This window comes from Acinetobacter sp. LT1 (assembly GCF_059800965.1).
Genome location: NZ_JBBAXE010000013.1, coordinates 28,514 through 42,529 on the forward strand (window position 1 = coordinate 28,514; position 14,016 = coordinate 42,529).

Genomic DNA, 14,016 nt, shown 5'->3' on the forward strand with positions numbered 1-14,016 from the left:
CCTTTAGAAAGGCTACACGCATCCATGGACAATCATGTGTAGCCTTAGGTGTTTCTTAAATATCAAAAAATACTGTTTCGTTATCGCCTTGAATACGAATATCAAAGCGGTAAACAACTTCACCATTTTCTTCAAAACGTTTTGCAATAAGTGTTTGACGACGTGGTGCCCATTCAATGCTATTTAGAATCGGGTCGTTGGCATTTGCCTCTGCTTCATCGTCAAAATAAACTCGTGTATGAAGACCCAAGTTAATACCGCGAGCAAAAATGACTAATGCAATATGAGGTGCTTGAGTTGAACCTTTACGGCCTGCTGTCGCGCCCGGCTTAATTGTATTAAAGCTCCAAACACCCGTTTCAAAGTCTGCACCTGTACGGCCCCAACCTTGAAATGCAGGATCAGCTTTTTGCTCACGCGTATCTGCCTGACTTGGATAAATACCGTTCGCATCAGCTTGCCAAATCTCAATCAGCACATCGCGTAGCGGTAAACCTAATCCGTCAAACACTTGGCCTTCAAGACGAATACGCTCACCTTTGGTCTGATCTTGTACTAACTGGTTATTAAAGTTGTTTTCAAACACTTCAATATTTGCTTGTTGTGGCAATAGCCCAATGTGAACGTAAGGTCCACCTGTTTGAGACGGAGTTTCTTTTAGTTCCTGAAAATTCCAGTTATTCATGCTCGTGCTCCCGATTAAGTCAATTCGTTTTCGAAGTAAGTCGCTCGACGTCCACGTAAAGTGATGTCAAAACGGTAACAACGGCTATCTGCTTCGATAAAGTTGTTTTTATCTTCTAGTGCAATCAATGCACGACGTTGATCTTCAGAAGGAATCGTTTTTAAGATCGGGCAAGTGTCAATGAGCGTATCGCCTTCAAAATAAAACTGCGAAATCAGACGCTGAGCCCAACCATCAGCAATTAAAGAGAAATGAATATGTGCAGGACGCCATTCATTAATACGGTTACGCCATGGGTACGGACCCGGTTTAATGGTACGGAAAATATAAAAACCGTTTTCATCAGTTAAGGTACGACCACAACCACCAAAGTTAGGATCCATTGCACCAATAAACTTGTCGTTTGGATGACGGTAACGACCAGAAGCGTTGGCCTGCCATACTTCTAGAAGTGCATTTTTTACAGGACGACCAAATTGATCACGAACATAGCCATGAACAATGACACGCTCACCAATTGGCAAACCATCTTTGGCATAGTTCAAAATTAAATCGTTATCTTTTGGGCCAAACAAACTTGAAGAAAAATGCGGTGCAGTAACTTCAGTTAAAGTCTCATTAATAGAGATCAATGCATTTTTTGGCGAACGTAATACACTTGTTTTATAACCTGGCGTATATGCTGGTGGATGATCATCTGTATTACGTTGGGCGTAAGCACCCCAGCTATGTTGTGACATCTTTATCTCCTTAATCCTGTTCTTTCGCTGCAATTGGGTTTACTTCTATCCCCAACTCTTTAAAGACTTCTTCAGCCATATGCATTGCAGCGTTTGCAGCAGGTAAACCTGCATAGAGTGAGCTATGTAAGATCAACTCTTTTAAATCTTCTTTAGTTACACCATTGTTAAAGCAAGCACGTAAATGCATGCGTAGTTCGTCTTCACGACCAAGCGCCAATAAAATTGCGATAGTGACTAAACTACGTGTATGACGCGGTAAGCCTGGACGAGACCACACCTCACCCCATGCATAACGGCTAATAAAATTTTGAAAATCTTGGTTAAAGTCATTCAGATTTTGCAAAGACCGACCAACATGCTTTTCACCCAAAACTTCAGTCCGCACCTCAATGCCTTGTTTATAGCGTTGTTCATCATTCATTGTGATAGACCTCTATTAAGTTGCATCGGTATGCGCAACAATTGATTTAACAAATACAGCAACAGCCGCAGCAGTCGCTGGAATTAGTAATAAACTAAGAATGGCGGTAAACGACCAATCATTGCCGAGTAGTACAGCACCAATCCAAGCACCAAATACCGCACCGAAGCGTCCAATACCAGTCATCCAAGACACGCCAGTTGCACGGCACTGCGTTGGATAGAAACGAGCGCTTAACGCTGGCATTGAAGATTGCGCACCGTTAATTGCGATACCCGCACAAAGCACCAATACTGCAAGTAATGTTGAATTTCCTAAGCTTTGACCAACAGCAATCGCAAATAGACCTGCAGCAAAGTAGAAAATAGCAATCACTCGGTTCGGGTTGAATTTGTCCATCGCCCAACCAATAAACAAGGCACTTACCACACCACCAAACTGGAACAATCCACCGATAAATGCAGCACGCTCCATTGAGGCACCTGTTTCACGCATAAGCGTTGGTAACCAGCTTGTAAGCAAGTAAACAACCACGAGCCCCATGAAATAGGTCAACCAAAGCAAAAGTGTTCCTTTTGCATATGGTTTAGAAAACATAATTCCAAAGACATTTTTCTTTTGAGCTGTCTCGGTTTTCTCTTCAGGTACGTGAAATGCAGTCGCATTTTGGATCTGAGCTGGTGCAATATGATTTAAGATTTTGCGTACTTTTTCAGGATTCTTACCTTTCACAATTAAAAAGCGGTAAGACTCAGGTAAAACTAAAATCACCAAAATCATTAAGATCAAAGGTGACCAGCCGCCAAGTAAAAACAGACTGTGCCAACCATAAGTCGGGATCAGCCAACTACTGATAAAACCACCTGTTGCCATACCTAAGTTATAACCACAGAACATACAGGTCACGAGTAATGAGCGAATGCGTGTTGGGCAGTATTCAGAAAATAATGTAGTGGCATTTGGCATAGCTGCACCCAAACCAATACCTGTCAAAAAGCGTAAAACGACAAGACTATCTAAGTTGGTTGCATACGCAGATGCAAAAGTAAAACCACCGAACACAAGCATCGAAAAAGCCAGTACGATTTTGCGACCAAAACGGTCAGCTGTTGGGCCAGAAACCAAAGCTCCAATAATCATTCCACCAAGTGCAGCACTCATCACTGGGCCTAACTGAGAGCGATCAACACCCCAGTCTTGAGCCAAAGCTGGAGCGATAAAACCCATTGCAGCAGTATCGATACCATCAGTAAAAATAATTAAGAAACAGATGATTGCGATCATCCATTGATACTTACTGAGTGGAGCATCATTAATTAATGCTTGAGCATCGATACTTTTATTTGGTGCAGCGTAATCCTGAGACGCCATATTTGCCTCCTTAAGGCCAATTCCTTTTAAACTACTAAGCTATTAGATTTGCTGAATAAACCTAGTCAATTCCTGAGTAAATCTTTGCGGTTGCTCAATATTAGAAAGATGAGATGCTTCTAATTTAGCAATTTGACTGTTCTTAATAGCATTCTGCATAAACTCAGCATCTGCTACTGTGGTCACTGGATCTGCCGTTCCTGCAATGAGCAATACTGGAACTTGGATTTGTGTAATTTCATCTCTTAAATCAGCATCTGCTAAAGTACGACAAGCATTGGCATAACCTTGTGCTGGTGTGTTTGCCAGACTTTGAATCGTCGTTTGTGCAACCACATTATGTTGATAGTCGAATTTTTCGCTAAACCAACGTGTGTGCGTGGTTTTAACCAACTCAGCTAAACCATTCTGTTCCACAGACTCAGCACGACTCAACCAAGCCTCCGCCTGACCAATTTTGGCTGCCGAGTTCGCAACCGTAATACTTAAAAAGCGCTCTGGGTAATGGATAGCTAACCAAAGCCCTGTAATTCCGCCCATTGAAATGCCACAAAAATGAGCTTTTTCAATATCTAAGGCATTTAAAATATCAGCAACATCTTCACCTAAATTTTGTAAAGATGTTTCAGCGACCACATCACTTTCGCCATGACCACGTGTATCGTATGTAATGACATTAAAATGACTTTTAAGTTCATCTACTTGTGGCTGCCACATTCCATGATCTGTTCCTAAGGAGTTAGATAACACAAGTGCTGGAGCATCTTTTAAGCCGTCGGTATATATAGCGAGCTGTTTACCTTGTCGATTGGTTATAAACTGTTTCACTTTATGTCTCCTCCTTGTGCTTCTTGCAGAACAGCATCAATCTGTTGCTGAATATTGCCTAAATAGTTTTCTGCTTTAAATATTTCCAAAATTTCTGTTTGACTAAAATGTTCTTTTACTTCATCTAACTGACTAACAACCTCAGATAAATGCTGCTTTTGAGCCACGGCTGTTTTACAAGCTGCTTCAACAACATGATGAGCATTTAAACGTCCAATTTTTGGAGCAAGTGCCATCATCACAGCTTCTGCCATAATTAACCCGTTGGTACACTCAAGGTTCTGTTGCATATGTTCAGCATTCACTTCAAAACCTTGTAAAACTTCACCAGTACGAGTTAATGCTCCAGCACAAAGCTGAAAGATTTCTGGAACTGCTAACCATTCTGCATGCCACGCGCCTAAGCTACGCTCATGTTCCTGTACCATGCTTTGATAAATGCTAGACATAAGTGCTGGTACACGATTCGCCGCGGCTAATACGGATGCTGCCGCAACTGGATTACGCTTATGCGGCATGGTTGATGAACCACCACGACCTTTCGCAGTTGGTTCAAACAACTCTGCAATTTCAGTTTGCATCATGAGCGACCAATCACGTGCCATCTTGCCCGTATTCCCGACAATCATGCCAAGTACACTTGCAATTTCTACAATACGGTCACGCTCACCATGCCATGTACTTGTCGGTACAGTCAGATTCAGTTTTTGGGCAAATGCATTTACCACAAGTGAACCTTGATCTTGCAAAGAAGCTAAAGAACCTACAGCCCCACCTAACTGAGCAGTGAGTACACGTGACTTCATGGCTTGAATACGATCTAAATCACGTTTAAATGTAGAAGCCCAACGAGCAAGCTTGTGTCCCAAAGTAATGGGCAAAGCTTGCTGTAACCATGTACGTCCAATCATGACTTGATGGCGATATTGCTTAGCTTGCTGTAATGCAGTCGCATAGCATTGTTGAAGTTGATCTTCCACAAGGTTCAACGCATCACGGCATTGCAAAATACAAGCTGTGTCTAAAATATCCTGACTTGTTGCACCCCAATGCACATAACGTGAAGCATCTTCATCAACATCTTTAACGATTGCCGTAAGCTGTTTTACAAATGGAATTGCGATATTTCCAGCTAAGCCTGTTGCTACAGCCAAAGCGGAAAAATCAAACTTGTCTAATGCCTGCTCAGCTACTTGTGCAATGGTATTAGCCGCATTTTGAGGAATCACACCAACTTGTGCCTGTGCTTGCGCTAACGCAACTTCAACCTCAATCATGTATTTGATTAAAGATGAGTCACTAAAGATGTCAGTGACGTCTTTTTGGTAAAACAAGCTGGCATATAACTGGCTCATGATTAGACTCTCTCAATAATCAATGCGATGCCTTGCCCCACACCAATACACATTGAACACAAGGCATAACGACCATCCGTTTGTTCAAGCTGGTTTAAGGCTGTAGTTACGAGGCGTGCACCTGAAGCACCAAGTGGATGACCCAATGCAATTGCACCACCGTTTGGATTTACCTTGTTGCTATCATCTGGCAAGCCTAAATCACGGGTCACGGCCAAAGCCTGAGCAGCAAAAGCTTCATTTAGCTCAATTACATCCATTTGCTCTAAAGTCAGGTTGGCTTGTTTAAGTAATTTTTTAATGGCTGGTGCCGGAGCAAAACCCATAATACGTGGTTCTACACCGACCGCTGTTGAAGCAATGATCTTGGCACGTGGTTTGAGGTTGTAAGCTTGAACTGCCTCATCAGAAGCAATAAGTAATGCGGCTGCACCATCATTAATGCCTGAAGCATTACCTGCAGTCACTGAACCATCTGCTTTGACAACAGGTTTAAGTTTGCTTAAGCCTTCAAGTGTGGTTGATGCACGAGGATGCTCATCGGTATCAATCACAACAGCATCACCCTTACGCTGAGGGATTTCAACTGGCACGATTTCTTTAGAAAAAAAGCCTTTGGCTTGCGCGCTTGCGGTGCGTTGTTGGCTCACCAAGGCAAACTGGTCCTGATCTGCACGATTCACGTTAAACTGTTCAGCGACGTTTTCGGCAGTCTGGGGCATGGTATCTACACCATACAATTCTTTAAGTTTAGGGTTAATGAAACGCCATCCCATGGTGGTGTCTTCAATCTTCTGGCTACGGCCAAAGGCACTGTCAGACTTACCCATCACATAGGGTGCACGGCTCATGCTTTCCACACCACCAGCAATCACCAAATTCGCTTCACCAGCCTTAATGGCACGAGCAGCAATGGCAATCGCATCGAGTGAAGAACCACATAGACGATTAATGGTGGTTGCGGGCACCTGATACGGTAAACCTGCAAGTAGTGCTGACATACGACCGACATTACGGTTATCTTCACCGGCTTGGTTGGCACAGCCATAGATCACATCATCGACCTGTTCCCAATCTACATTTGGGTTACGCTGAATTAAGGCTTTGATCGGCACAGCACCAAGGTCATCGGCACGGACAGGTGCAAGGCCACCGGCATAACGGCCAAATGGGGTACGGATGGCATCGATGATATAAGCGTTTTTTAATGTCATTTCCCTATTTCCTTACCCTTGAGTTGCATCAATCAAAGTTGCACCCGTTAAAGCCTGTAACTCATCAAAGCTAAGACCTTCCACTTTCTCAATCACCTTTAAACCATCTTCGGTCACGTCAATCACACACAGGTCCGTGTAAATACGGTCAACACATTTTTTACCTGTTACTGGATAAGTTAGCTCAGCCACAATCTTCGGCTCACCTTGTTTGGTCACATGATCTGTGGTGATAAATACTTTCTTGGCACCTACAGCTAAATCCATCGCACCACCCACAGCAGGAATCGCATCGGGTGCACCTGTATGCCAGTTGGCCAAGTCACCATTCGCAGCAACCTGAAATGCACCGAGTACTGCAATATCAAGGTGACCACCACGCATCATCGCAAATGAGTCGCCATGATGGAAAAAGCTGCCACCTTCAAGCATGGTCACAAACTCTTTACCCGCATTAATCAGTTCAGGGTCTTCTTCACCTGCAGCTGGCGGTGGGCCAAAAGCCAATAGGCCATTTTCAGAATGAAGAAAAATATCTTTGTCGTTAGGTAAGTAGCTGGCAATCTTGGTCGGTAAGCCAATACCTAGGTTCACATAGGCACCATCGGGAATATCTTGTGCCACACGTTGTGCAATCTGGTCACGGCTGAGTTTCTGGTAGCTCATGTTATTTCTCCTTATTGCTTACTGTGCTGGCGCTACTTGTACAACGTGCTGTACAAAGATACCTGGGGTGATGATGTGCTCAGGGTCTAATCCACCGAGTTCAACCACTTCAGAAACCTGAGCAATAGTGACATCCGCAGCCATCGCCATAATCGGGCCAAAGTTACGTGCAGATTTACGGTAAACCAGATTGCCCCAGCGATCGCCTTTGTAGGCTTTAATCAAGGCAAAGTCAGCCTTGATCGGATACTCAAGCACATAATCTTTCCCATCAATCTCACGGGTTTCTTTACCTTCAGCTAAAAGTGTTCCAAAGCCAGTTGGGGTAAATACCGCACCTAGGCCCATACCCGCAGCCTGAATACGGCAAGCCAGATTACCTTGTGGTACCACTTCAAGCTCGACCTTTCCAGCACGATAAAGTTCATCAAATACATAAGAATCTGACTGACGTGGGAAAGAACAGATGACTTTTTTAACTGAACCTGCTTTAAGCAGTTTCGCCAGACCATAGTCACCATTACCGGCATTGTTGCTGACAATGGTTAAGCCTTTAACACCGAGTTCAATAAGACCATCAATGAGTTCAGCGGGTTGTCCTGCGGTACCGAAACCACCAATCAGAATGGTTGCACCATCTTTAATCTGCGATAGAACCTCGCTTAGTGAGGACTTACTTTTGTCAATCATTAGACAACTCCATTGTGCTCATTGAAGAAGAGAGATAAGAGAGTTAGGCACACTGAGGCGAGAAGAATAGATAAATATTTCACTCAATCCCGAGTGTTTCCCTTAGATTTCCCTTTTAAACATTTTTGATAATTTTCGTATTTTGATCTAGTAAGCTAGATACAGTTTTGTTCGCTATAAATATATTTTGTTCGATTATCGAACATTATCTAAGTAAATTACTCAACTAATCTTATCGATTTGAGGTGTAAAAAACATTAATTCTTATAAATAGATATGTAGAAATGAAATATTTACTTAGGCTATTTTACAATTAAAACTACAATTTATTATTCGATTTTTATCTTAAGACTGTGATTGTAAAATTAAACGTGCAAGTTCTAAATCATCGGGATAAGTAATTTTGATATTATCAGAACGCCCCATCACAACCTGTACAGTTTCACCCATATATTCAAGTGCACTTGCCTCATCGGTAATAGCAATATTATTTTCTAAAGCGTATTCAATTGCTTTTTTGAGTTTACCGATTTTCGTAATTTGAGGGGTTTGCGCTTGCCATAAGAAATCACGGCTTACCGTTTTATTAATATGATTATTTACTTCAACCTGCTTTAACGTGTCACGAACAGGAATCGCTAAAATAGCACTCTCATTTGATTCAATTGCATTTGCCACAAGCGCATTTAAACAATCAATTGTTACACAAGGCCGAGCTGCATCATGCACAAGCACCCAATCATTTTCGTCAGCAAAAGTTAAAAGATGATTTAATGCGTTTAATACTGAATGGACTCGTTCTGCCCCACCCATACAAAAATGAGCCTTATCTATATTTTGAAATGCGAGAGTCTGAGCAAAAGTATCTTGGGTACCAATTGCCAGAACATAACCATTTAATGGAAGTTGACTTATACGCCGAACAGTATGTTCTAAAACAGTCGTATTCTGAATATATTGATACTGTTTCAATTCAGTTTTAGAAAATCGGCTTCCTGACCCTGCAGCTGGAATAACTGCCCATAATTTAGTCTGGGATATCTGGGGATGCAGGTGTCTCATTCGTTTCCAAATCAACTTTAGCGTTCGGGTCAATATAAATAGGCTTGTAATGGGTACTGATGGTACTCATTTGAACAAATGTCTCATGTGGTTTAACCAAACCAAGATCAAGGCGAGCATGTTCTTCAATTGCTTCTGTACCATTTTTCAGGTCAAAAACCTCTGCTGCCAAAATACGGTTTCGTTCTTTAAGCTCTTCATTTACTTCAGCTTGTTGCTGAATTTGTTGCATGAGAGCTTGATGAGGGAGATAACCGCCCTCACCTAACCAAAATTGATATTGCAGTATGGCTACTAAAACAATAACCAGTAGCAATATCAGTTTGCTTGAAGTGGATCGAAATACTTCTAACATATCATTAAGATTTTTAATTAAAAACTTTCGTTAAGAGATTGTATTGTATAGTAATTAAGAAGTAGCATGCGAAATTCCTGCAAAAATTTAAGCAAAATTATTAATGGGCATATTACTTTAATTGACCATTGTGACATGTTTCATTTTGTCAAAAATGAATGGAATTTGAAAGGGAAATAATATTTATAAGTACAACTGCTTATAAATCAATCTACGCACAAAAAAGCCCTCTTTTGAGGGCTTTTATAAATCGGTTAATTATGTGAGTATGTCTATATCAAAAATTATAACGAACACTCAGCGTTGCATTTCGTGGTGTTCCCCAATTCATTGAGTTTTCACCAATACCTTCATAATATTTCTCATCAAAAATATTATCGATATTAAATTGAAGTTTAATATTTTTATCTACTTGATAGCCAAGCATCGCACTTGCTAAAACATAAGCATCTTGCTCAATACGAGAGCTTCCACTACCCGTATAGTATTTACTCTTATAATTTAAGCCAAGTCCTGCACTCCACTGATTAACTTTGTACTTAACAAATAAATTTGAAGTTGTTCGAGAGTTTGTCGTATTAACCTTCGTACCCTTTGCATCTTTTGCTTCAAAATTAGCAATACCGAAATTAATACCCCAATTGTCATTAATCTCGCCATCAGCTTCAAACTCAAAACCTTTACTTTCAACCCCATCTACAGCGCGATAGGCCTGCTCGGTAGTTTGTGTACCATTGCGAATAATGAACGTGTCAGGTATCGATTCAGCAAAATTAGATTGTTCTATTCGAAATACTGACAACGCTGTATTTAAACGCCCCCCAAACCACTCACTTTTTAAGCCAGCTTCATAACTCTTACCTGTAATGGGGTCAATATATTGATCATTTACATCTTTACGATCTTGAGGTTTGAAAATTTCTGTATAACTCGCATACACAGAATGATCTTGGGCAAAATCATAAATAGCGCCAATATATGGTGCTAATTCATTGTTAAATTCACGGTTACCTTTATCATTTTCAGATTTATATTTCCAGTTAGATAAACGTGCACCAGCAATAATTTTTAAAGGATCGAGAATTTGAAATTTACCCGCAACATATGCAGCAGTTTGTGTGGTTTCATTGAGTGCACCTCTAGTATTTAGTACCAGTGGCTGAAGTAATTCTTGCGCTATATCATTATAGTTAAGCGGGCCACCTAAATATTTTTCAATCTCTTTGTTTGCATTAGAACCACCAGAAAGATCTTTGGTCTTTTCATTCTTATTCCAAGATCCACCAATGATGATTTCTTGTGGGCGATTAAAAAGCATAAATGGCGCATTGATAAAAACATCAATATTGTTTTCTTCACTGGCAGCTTTTGCACCATATACAGAAACATTATCCTTTTTATTATCATCTATATTTTTTAGTGGACTGGTGTTGGTTGCCTTATCTACTCTTCCAGCTGTATATAACAACATGGAGTCCGTATCTTCTTTGCGGAAGGTATAAGCAACATTTAAATTAACATCACTAAATAAATTTTGTTTTAAGTTCGCAAACACTGCCGTTGTATTCACATCCCAATATGTCCAAGGTGCGCTTACTGTTAAGCTTCTAGAAAAATTGGTACGAGTCCCATCAGTATAAAACGCAGGTGTACCGCCCCAGCGGATACCATCACGATGCAATTCTTGATAAGTAGCTCCAAGTGACATACTTGTTTTATCGCTCAGATCATAATCAAGGGCACCATAAAATACATTCCGTTCTTTCTCATAAAAATCCATAAATGAATTTTCATCAGAATGCTTCACAAACATACGTCCACGCAATGAACCATCAGCGTTAAGCGATGTAGAAATATCTGCTGAACTACTCCAAGAGTTCCATGAGCCTAATGATGTGCTGACATTACCACTAAGTTCTTTTGAGTTTGCATGTTTACGAATCATGTTCAGCGCCATCGCTGGATTGCCCGCACCTGTGGTTAAGCCATTAGCACCTTTCACCACCTCGACGCGATCATAAATATCTAAATCAAGGTCCCCTGTACCTAAATTAATCGTGCTCGGTATTCCATCTATTAAGTAATAATCTACCTCAAAACCACGTGCATAAACTTTCTGACGCTCATCAGTACGTGAGGTCGAAACACCCGTAATATTGTTCATTAAATCTTGAAAAGAATCGATTTTCCGATCATCTAAATATTCACGGGTTAAAACCTTCACCGACTGTGGTGTTTCACGAAGAGATAAATTTAATTTTGTAGAAGTATTTGTGCTTTTTGCTGTATAGCTGCCCGAACCTTCGGTAACAGCGGAATCTTCTTCTGCTTGCACTTTTATCGTTTCTAAAGTGGCTGTTCCATTTGTCTCATCTGCATAAACAATTGAAGGAGCAATTAAAGCCATAGCAAGTGCTAAGGGATGAGATGTAAACGCTTTTCTAAAGGGCGGAGTGTACATAAGAAAATTCCATAATAACCAATGTGCTGTGCGAGATTCCTTAGCCTTTTGCTACTTTGGTTCTTGTTACACAGCAGCAAAAGTCGGCACAAAAATTAACATGAATGATAATTGTTATCAACAATATATTAATAATTATTCCTATTTGTTTAAATTAAATTATCAATGGTTCTAATCACTTATATATTTTCACTCTCTTCAAACCTTGTTTTGGTCATCACATCTTTTAAATTTATTGCTCTTTTCAATTAGCCAATAAAATGTTATGCAATAGTTTTATGATTAACTCAAAAAATAATAAACTAAACAGTATTTTCTTTTATATTTTATTATTCTTCTCAAACCTCTTAAGAGAGAATAAAAGGTACAAGTTGTAGTGCATAAAGTTTTAGCATTTTCTTTAGTAAGCTTAGGTTTGAGCGCTTGTAATAACCATACTGATGATAGTCCTTCTAAAATAATTAATACGAAGGACTATCAGAAGCAGCACAAACCAAATAATACTTATATATATGAATATAATGAAATTATTTATAAATTAAACACGGAACAAGACCAAACAACTGCTCACTTAAGATTTAAAAACTTATTGAAAAAGATACCTTCTAACGAGAACAATCTAAATATTTTAAAAACTAAACGCAAAATACTTGTACATTTAGGTTGTCTTAATGAAGCATATAGTGTTACCGAAAAAATACTAGCTAAAACAGATAGTTCAAAGCTACAAGAGATGCAATGTATTTTTTTAAGCAAAATGAAAAGAGACCCTTATCAAATAAAAGAATGCTATGAAGAAACTGCTAATAGTTATTTAACCGAGATAAATTTGATCCCAAAAGCTGCTTTAAGATATCAATATGCTTTATGGGGACACTATGCAGCGATGTTCAATGCTGGTCATATAGAATACAAAGACAAACTCCAAGAAATTATCGACTATCATAATATTGAAGATCACAAAAAAACTTATCAACAAATGTATAAAAATATTATGGATCCTCATGCTTTTCAAAAACGTTTAGATGCCATCCCCTATACCTCTAATTGTCGTTAAACTATCTTATTAAATATAATAAATTTTTGATTATTAATTATATTCACAGTCATATCTTTCTTAAGGAGAATTTATTTAATAATAAGAAACCACCCACAAAGTATATCTTTTATCTCCCATTTAAATACAAGCTCATATAAAGTAAAAGTACCTTTTTAATAGATCTACTTTGCAATAAATCAGCTTGGTCACGCTATCAACAGTAAACTTCTTCGTAGAGAATTAGTTGAAATAAATTTATAAAAAGTCACATATATTTCGAGCTTTTAACTAATAACTACCTAAAAAGTATATTTTTTTATTTTTTACTTTGTTAAGAATTTATAAGGATCTCTTCTAACTATTTTAATAAGGAGAAAAAAATGGATTTTTTTAATATTTTCATTGGTGACACGACTTGGAAATTTGTTTTAGAAATTTTGGTTCGATGTACCGTAATGTTCATCATCATTATTAGTTTTTTAAGATTATCCGGTAAACGAGGTATACGTCAGCTCTCCCTTTTTGAACTCGCAATTATTTTATGTTTAGGTTCAGCCGCCGGTGACCCGATGTTTACCGAAGACTTACCTATTGCCCATGCCTTCGTCGCGTTTGTTGTTATTCTTTTTCTTTATCGCTTTGCTACATGGAGTATGGTAAAGCATAAAAAAATTGAAGATTTACTAGAAGGAAAAGCGCTTTGTATTGTTAAGGATGGCCTTGTAGTCTACAAAGATTTCCAAAAACAATCATATTCTCATGATGAGTTTTTCTCAGAAATGCGTCAACAAAATGTTGAGCACCTTGGACAAGTAAGAACAGCTTTGTTGGAGTCGGACGGTATTCTCAGTCTGCTTTATTTTGAAGATGAAGATGTAAAATGGGGCTTGCCACTATTCCCTGATGCCTACCGTAAAGCCGATGTACTGAAAATTAATACTTTTTATTCCTGTATGAAGTGTGGTGAAACTAAAATTTTAAATAAAATCGATCAAGAATGTACCCGCTGCAAACATCACAGTTGGGCTAAGTCTTTAAAAACACGCCGATTAGGATAATAAAAAAGGTGCTATTTCCTATTAAAAACAGAAAATAGCACCTTCAAATGTTAAAAAATTAATTTTAA

The 14,016-nt window shown here is 39.3% G+C and carries 14 protein-coding genes; 2 read left to right on the top strand and 12 right to left on the bottom strand.

Going from position 1 to position 14,016, the window contains the following annotated elements:
• Positions 1-55: 55 nt before the first annotated feature.
• The 12 genes from pcaG to WBW42_RS13405 all read right to left on the bottom strand — a co-directional run bounded on the left by pcaG (position 56) and on the right by WBW42_RS13405 (position 11,851).
• Entirely contained in the window at positions 56-685 is a 630-nt protein-coding gene (gene pcaG / locus WBW42_RS13350; protein ID WP_032056004.1) for a protocatechuate 3,4-dioxygenase subunit alpha, read from the bottom strand.
• A 14-nt stretch (positions 686-699) separates the two neighbouring features.
• Positions 700-1,425: a protocatechuate 3,4-dioxygenase subunit beta gene (gene pcaH / locus WBW42_RS13355; RefSeq protein WP_032056003.1), complete on the bottom strand. Its 726-nt coding sequence runs from the start codon at positions 1,423-1,425 to the stop codon at positions 700-702.
• Positions 1,426-1,435: 10 nt separating this feature from the next.
• Complete coding sequence (gene pcaC, locus WBW42_RS13360) at positions 1,436-1,849, bottom strand: 4-carboxymuconolactone decarboxylase (protein ID WP_000997505.1); 414 nt, start codon at positions 1,847-1,849, stop codon at positions 1,436-1,438.
• A 15-nt stretch (positions 1,850-1,864) separates the two neighbouring features.
• Positions 1,865-3,220 carry a 4-hydroxybenzoate transporter PcaK gene (gene pcaK, locus WBW42_RS13365; protein ID WP_032056002.1) on the bottom strand — a complete coding sequence of 452 codons (1,356 nt, stop codon included), beginning with the start codon at positions 3,218-3,220 and terminating at the stop codon, positions 1,865-1,867.
• Positions 3,221-3,262: 42 nt separating this feature from the next.
• On the bottom strand, positions 3,263-4,048 hold the full coding sequence (gene pcaD / locus WBW42_RS13370) for a 3-oxoadipate enol-lactonase (protein WP_032056001.1): 786 nt from the start codon (positions 4,046-4,048) through the stop codon (positions 3,263-3,265).
• On the bottom strand, positions 4,045-5,403 hold the full coding sequence (gene pcaB, locus WBW42_RS13375) for a 3-carboxy-cis,cis-muconate cycloisomerase (RefSeq protein WP_032056000.1): 1,359 nt from the start codon (positions 5,401-5,403) through the stop codon (positions 4,045-4,047). The genes pcaD and pcaB overlap by 4 nt, the downstream gene beginning before the upstream one ends.
• Before the next feature lie 2 nt (positions 5,404-5,405).
• Positions 5,406-6,617 carry a 3-oxoadipyl-CoA thiolase gene (pcaF, locus tag WBW42_RS13380; RefSeq protein ID WP_032055998.1) on the bottom strand — a complete coding sequence of 404 codons (1,212 nt, stop codon included), beginning with the start codon at positions 6,615-6,617 and terminating at the stop codon, positions 5,406-5,408.
• A gap of 12 nt (positions 6,618-6,629) precedes the next feature.
• Complete coding sequence (locus WBW42_RS13385) at positions 6,630-7,283, bottom strand: 3-oxoacid CoA-transferase subunit B (RefSeq protein WP_032055996.1); 654 nt, start codon at positions 7,281-7,283, stop codon at positions 6,630-6,632.
• A gap of 18 nt (positions 7,284-7,301) precedes the next feature.
• Positions 7,302-7,973 (bottom strand): 3-oxoacid CoA-transferase subunit A, encoded by a 672-nt coding sequence (locus WBW42_RS13390; protein ID WP_005069060.1) that lies wholly within the window; start codon positions 7,971-7,973, stop codon positions 7,302-7,304.
• A 345-nt stretch (positions 7,974-8,318) separates the two neighbouring features.
• The gene (gene ispD, locus WBW42_RS13395) at positions 8,319-9,035 is read right to left on the bottom strand and encodes a 2-C-methyl-D-erythritol 4-phosphate cytidylyltransferase (RefSeq protein ID WP_032055994.1); all 717 of its coding nucleotides are present in this window, start codon (positions 9,033-9,035) and stop codon (positions 8,319-8,321) included.
• Positions 9,001-9,390, bottom strand: a complete 390-nt coding sequence (gene ftsB, locus WBW42_RS13400) for a cell division protein FtsB (protein WP_005069056.1) — start codon at positions 9,388-9,390, stop codon at positions 9,001-9,003. Before ftsB ends, ispD begins: the two co-directional genes overlap by 35 nt.
• Before the next feature lie 277 nt (positions 9,391-9,667).
• Positions 9,668-11,851: a TonB-dependent siderophore receptor gene (locus WBW42_RS13405; RefSeq protein WP_032055992.1), complete on the bottom strand. Its 2,184-nt coding sequence runs from the start codon at positions 11,849-11,851 to the stop codon at positions 9,668-9,670.
• 376 nt (positions 11,852-12,227) lie between these two features.
• On the opposite strand from WBW42_RS13405, the gene WBW42_RS13410 reads away from it, so the two are divergent.
• Both WBW42_RS13410 and WBW42_RS13415 read left to right on the top strand, forming a co-directional pair.
• The gene (locus WBW42_RS13410) at positions 12,228-12,908 is read left to right on the top strand and encodes a hypothetical protein (protein WP_032055990.1); all 681 of its coding nucleotides are present in this window, start codon (positions 12,228-12,230) and stop codon (positions 12,906-12,908) included.
• A gap of 362 nt (positions 12,909-13,270) precedes the next feature.
• The gene (locus WBW42_RS13415) at positions 13,271-13,948 is read left to right on the top strand and encodes a DUF421 domain-containing protein (protein WP_032055988.1); all 678 of its coding nucleotides are present in this window, start codon (positions 13,271-13,273) and stop codon (positions 13,946-13,948) included.
• Positions 13,949-14,016: the final 68 nt, after the last annotated feature.

Excerpts from the sequence above, each read along its gene's own strand:
- pcaH (WP_032056003.1), bottom strand. The coding sequence starts at position 1,425 with ATGTCACAACATAGCTGGGGTGCTTACGCCCAACGTAATACAGATGAT.
- pcaC (WP_000997505.1), bottom strand. The coding sequence starts at position 1,849 with ATGAATGATGAACAACGCTATAAACAAGGCATTGAGGTGCGGACTGAA.
- pcaK (WP_032056002.1), bottom strand. The coding sequence starts at position 3,220 with ATGGCGTCTCAGGATTACGCTGCACCAAATAAAAGTATCGATGCTCAA.
- WBW42_RS13385 (WP_032055996.1), bottom strand. The coding sequence starts at position 7,283 with ATGAGCTACCAGAAACTCAGCCGTGACCAGATTGCACAACGTGTGGCA.
- WBW42_RS13405 (WP_032055992.1), bottom strand. The coding sequence starts at position 11,851 with ATGTACACTCCGCCCTTTAGAAAAGCGTTTACATCTCATCCCTTAGCA.
- pcaG (WP_032056004.1), bottom strand. The coding sequence starts at position 685 with ATGAATAACTGGAATTTTCAGGAACTAAAAGAAACTCCGTCTCAAACA.
- pcaB (WP_032056000.1), bottom strand. The coding sequence starts at position 5,403 with ATGAGCCAGTTATATGCCAGCTTGTTTTACCAAAAAGACGTCACTGAC.
- WBW42_RS13415 (WP_032055988.1), top strand. The coding sequence starts at position 13,271 with ATGGATTTTTTTAATATTTTCATTGGTGACACGACTTGGAAATTTGTT.
- ispD (WP_032055994.1), bottom strand. The coding sequence starts at position 9,035 with ATGAGACACCTGCATCCCCAGATATCCCAGACTAAATTATGGGCAGTT.
- WBW42_RS13390 (WP_005069060.1), bottom strand. The coding sequence starts at position 7,973 with ATGATTGACAAAAGTAAGTCCTCACTAAGCGAGGTTCTATCGCAGATT.
- pcaF (WP_032055998.1), bottom strand. The coding sequence starts at position 6,617 with ATGACATTAAAAAACGCTTATATCATCGATGCCATCCGTACCCCATTT.
- ftsB (WP_005069056.1), bottom strand. The coding sequence starts at position 9,390 with ATGTTAGAAGTATTTCGATCCACTTCAAGCAAACTGATATTGCTACTG.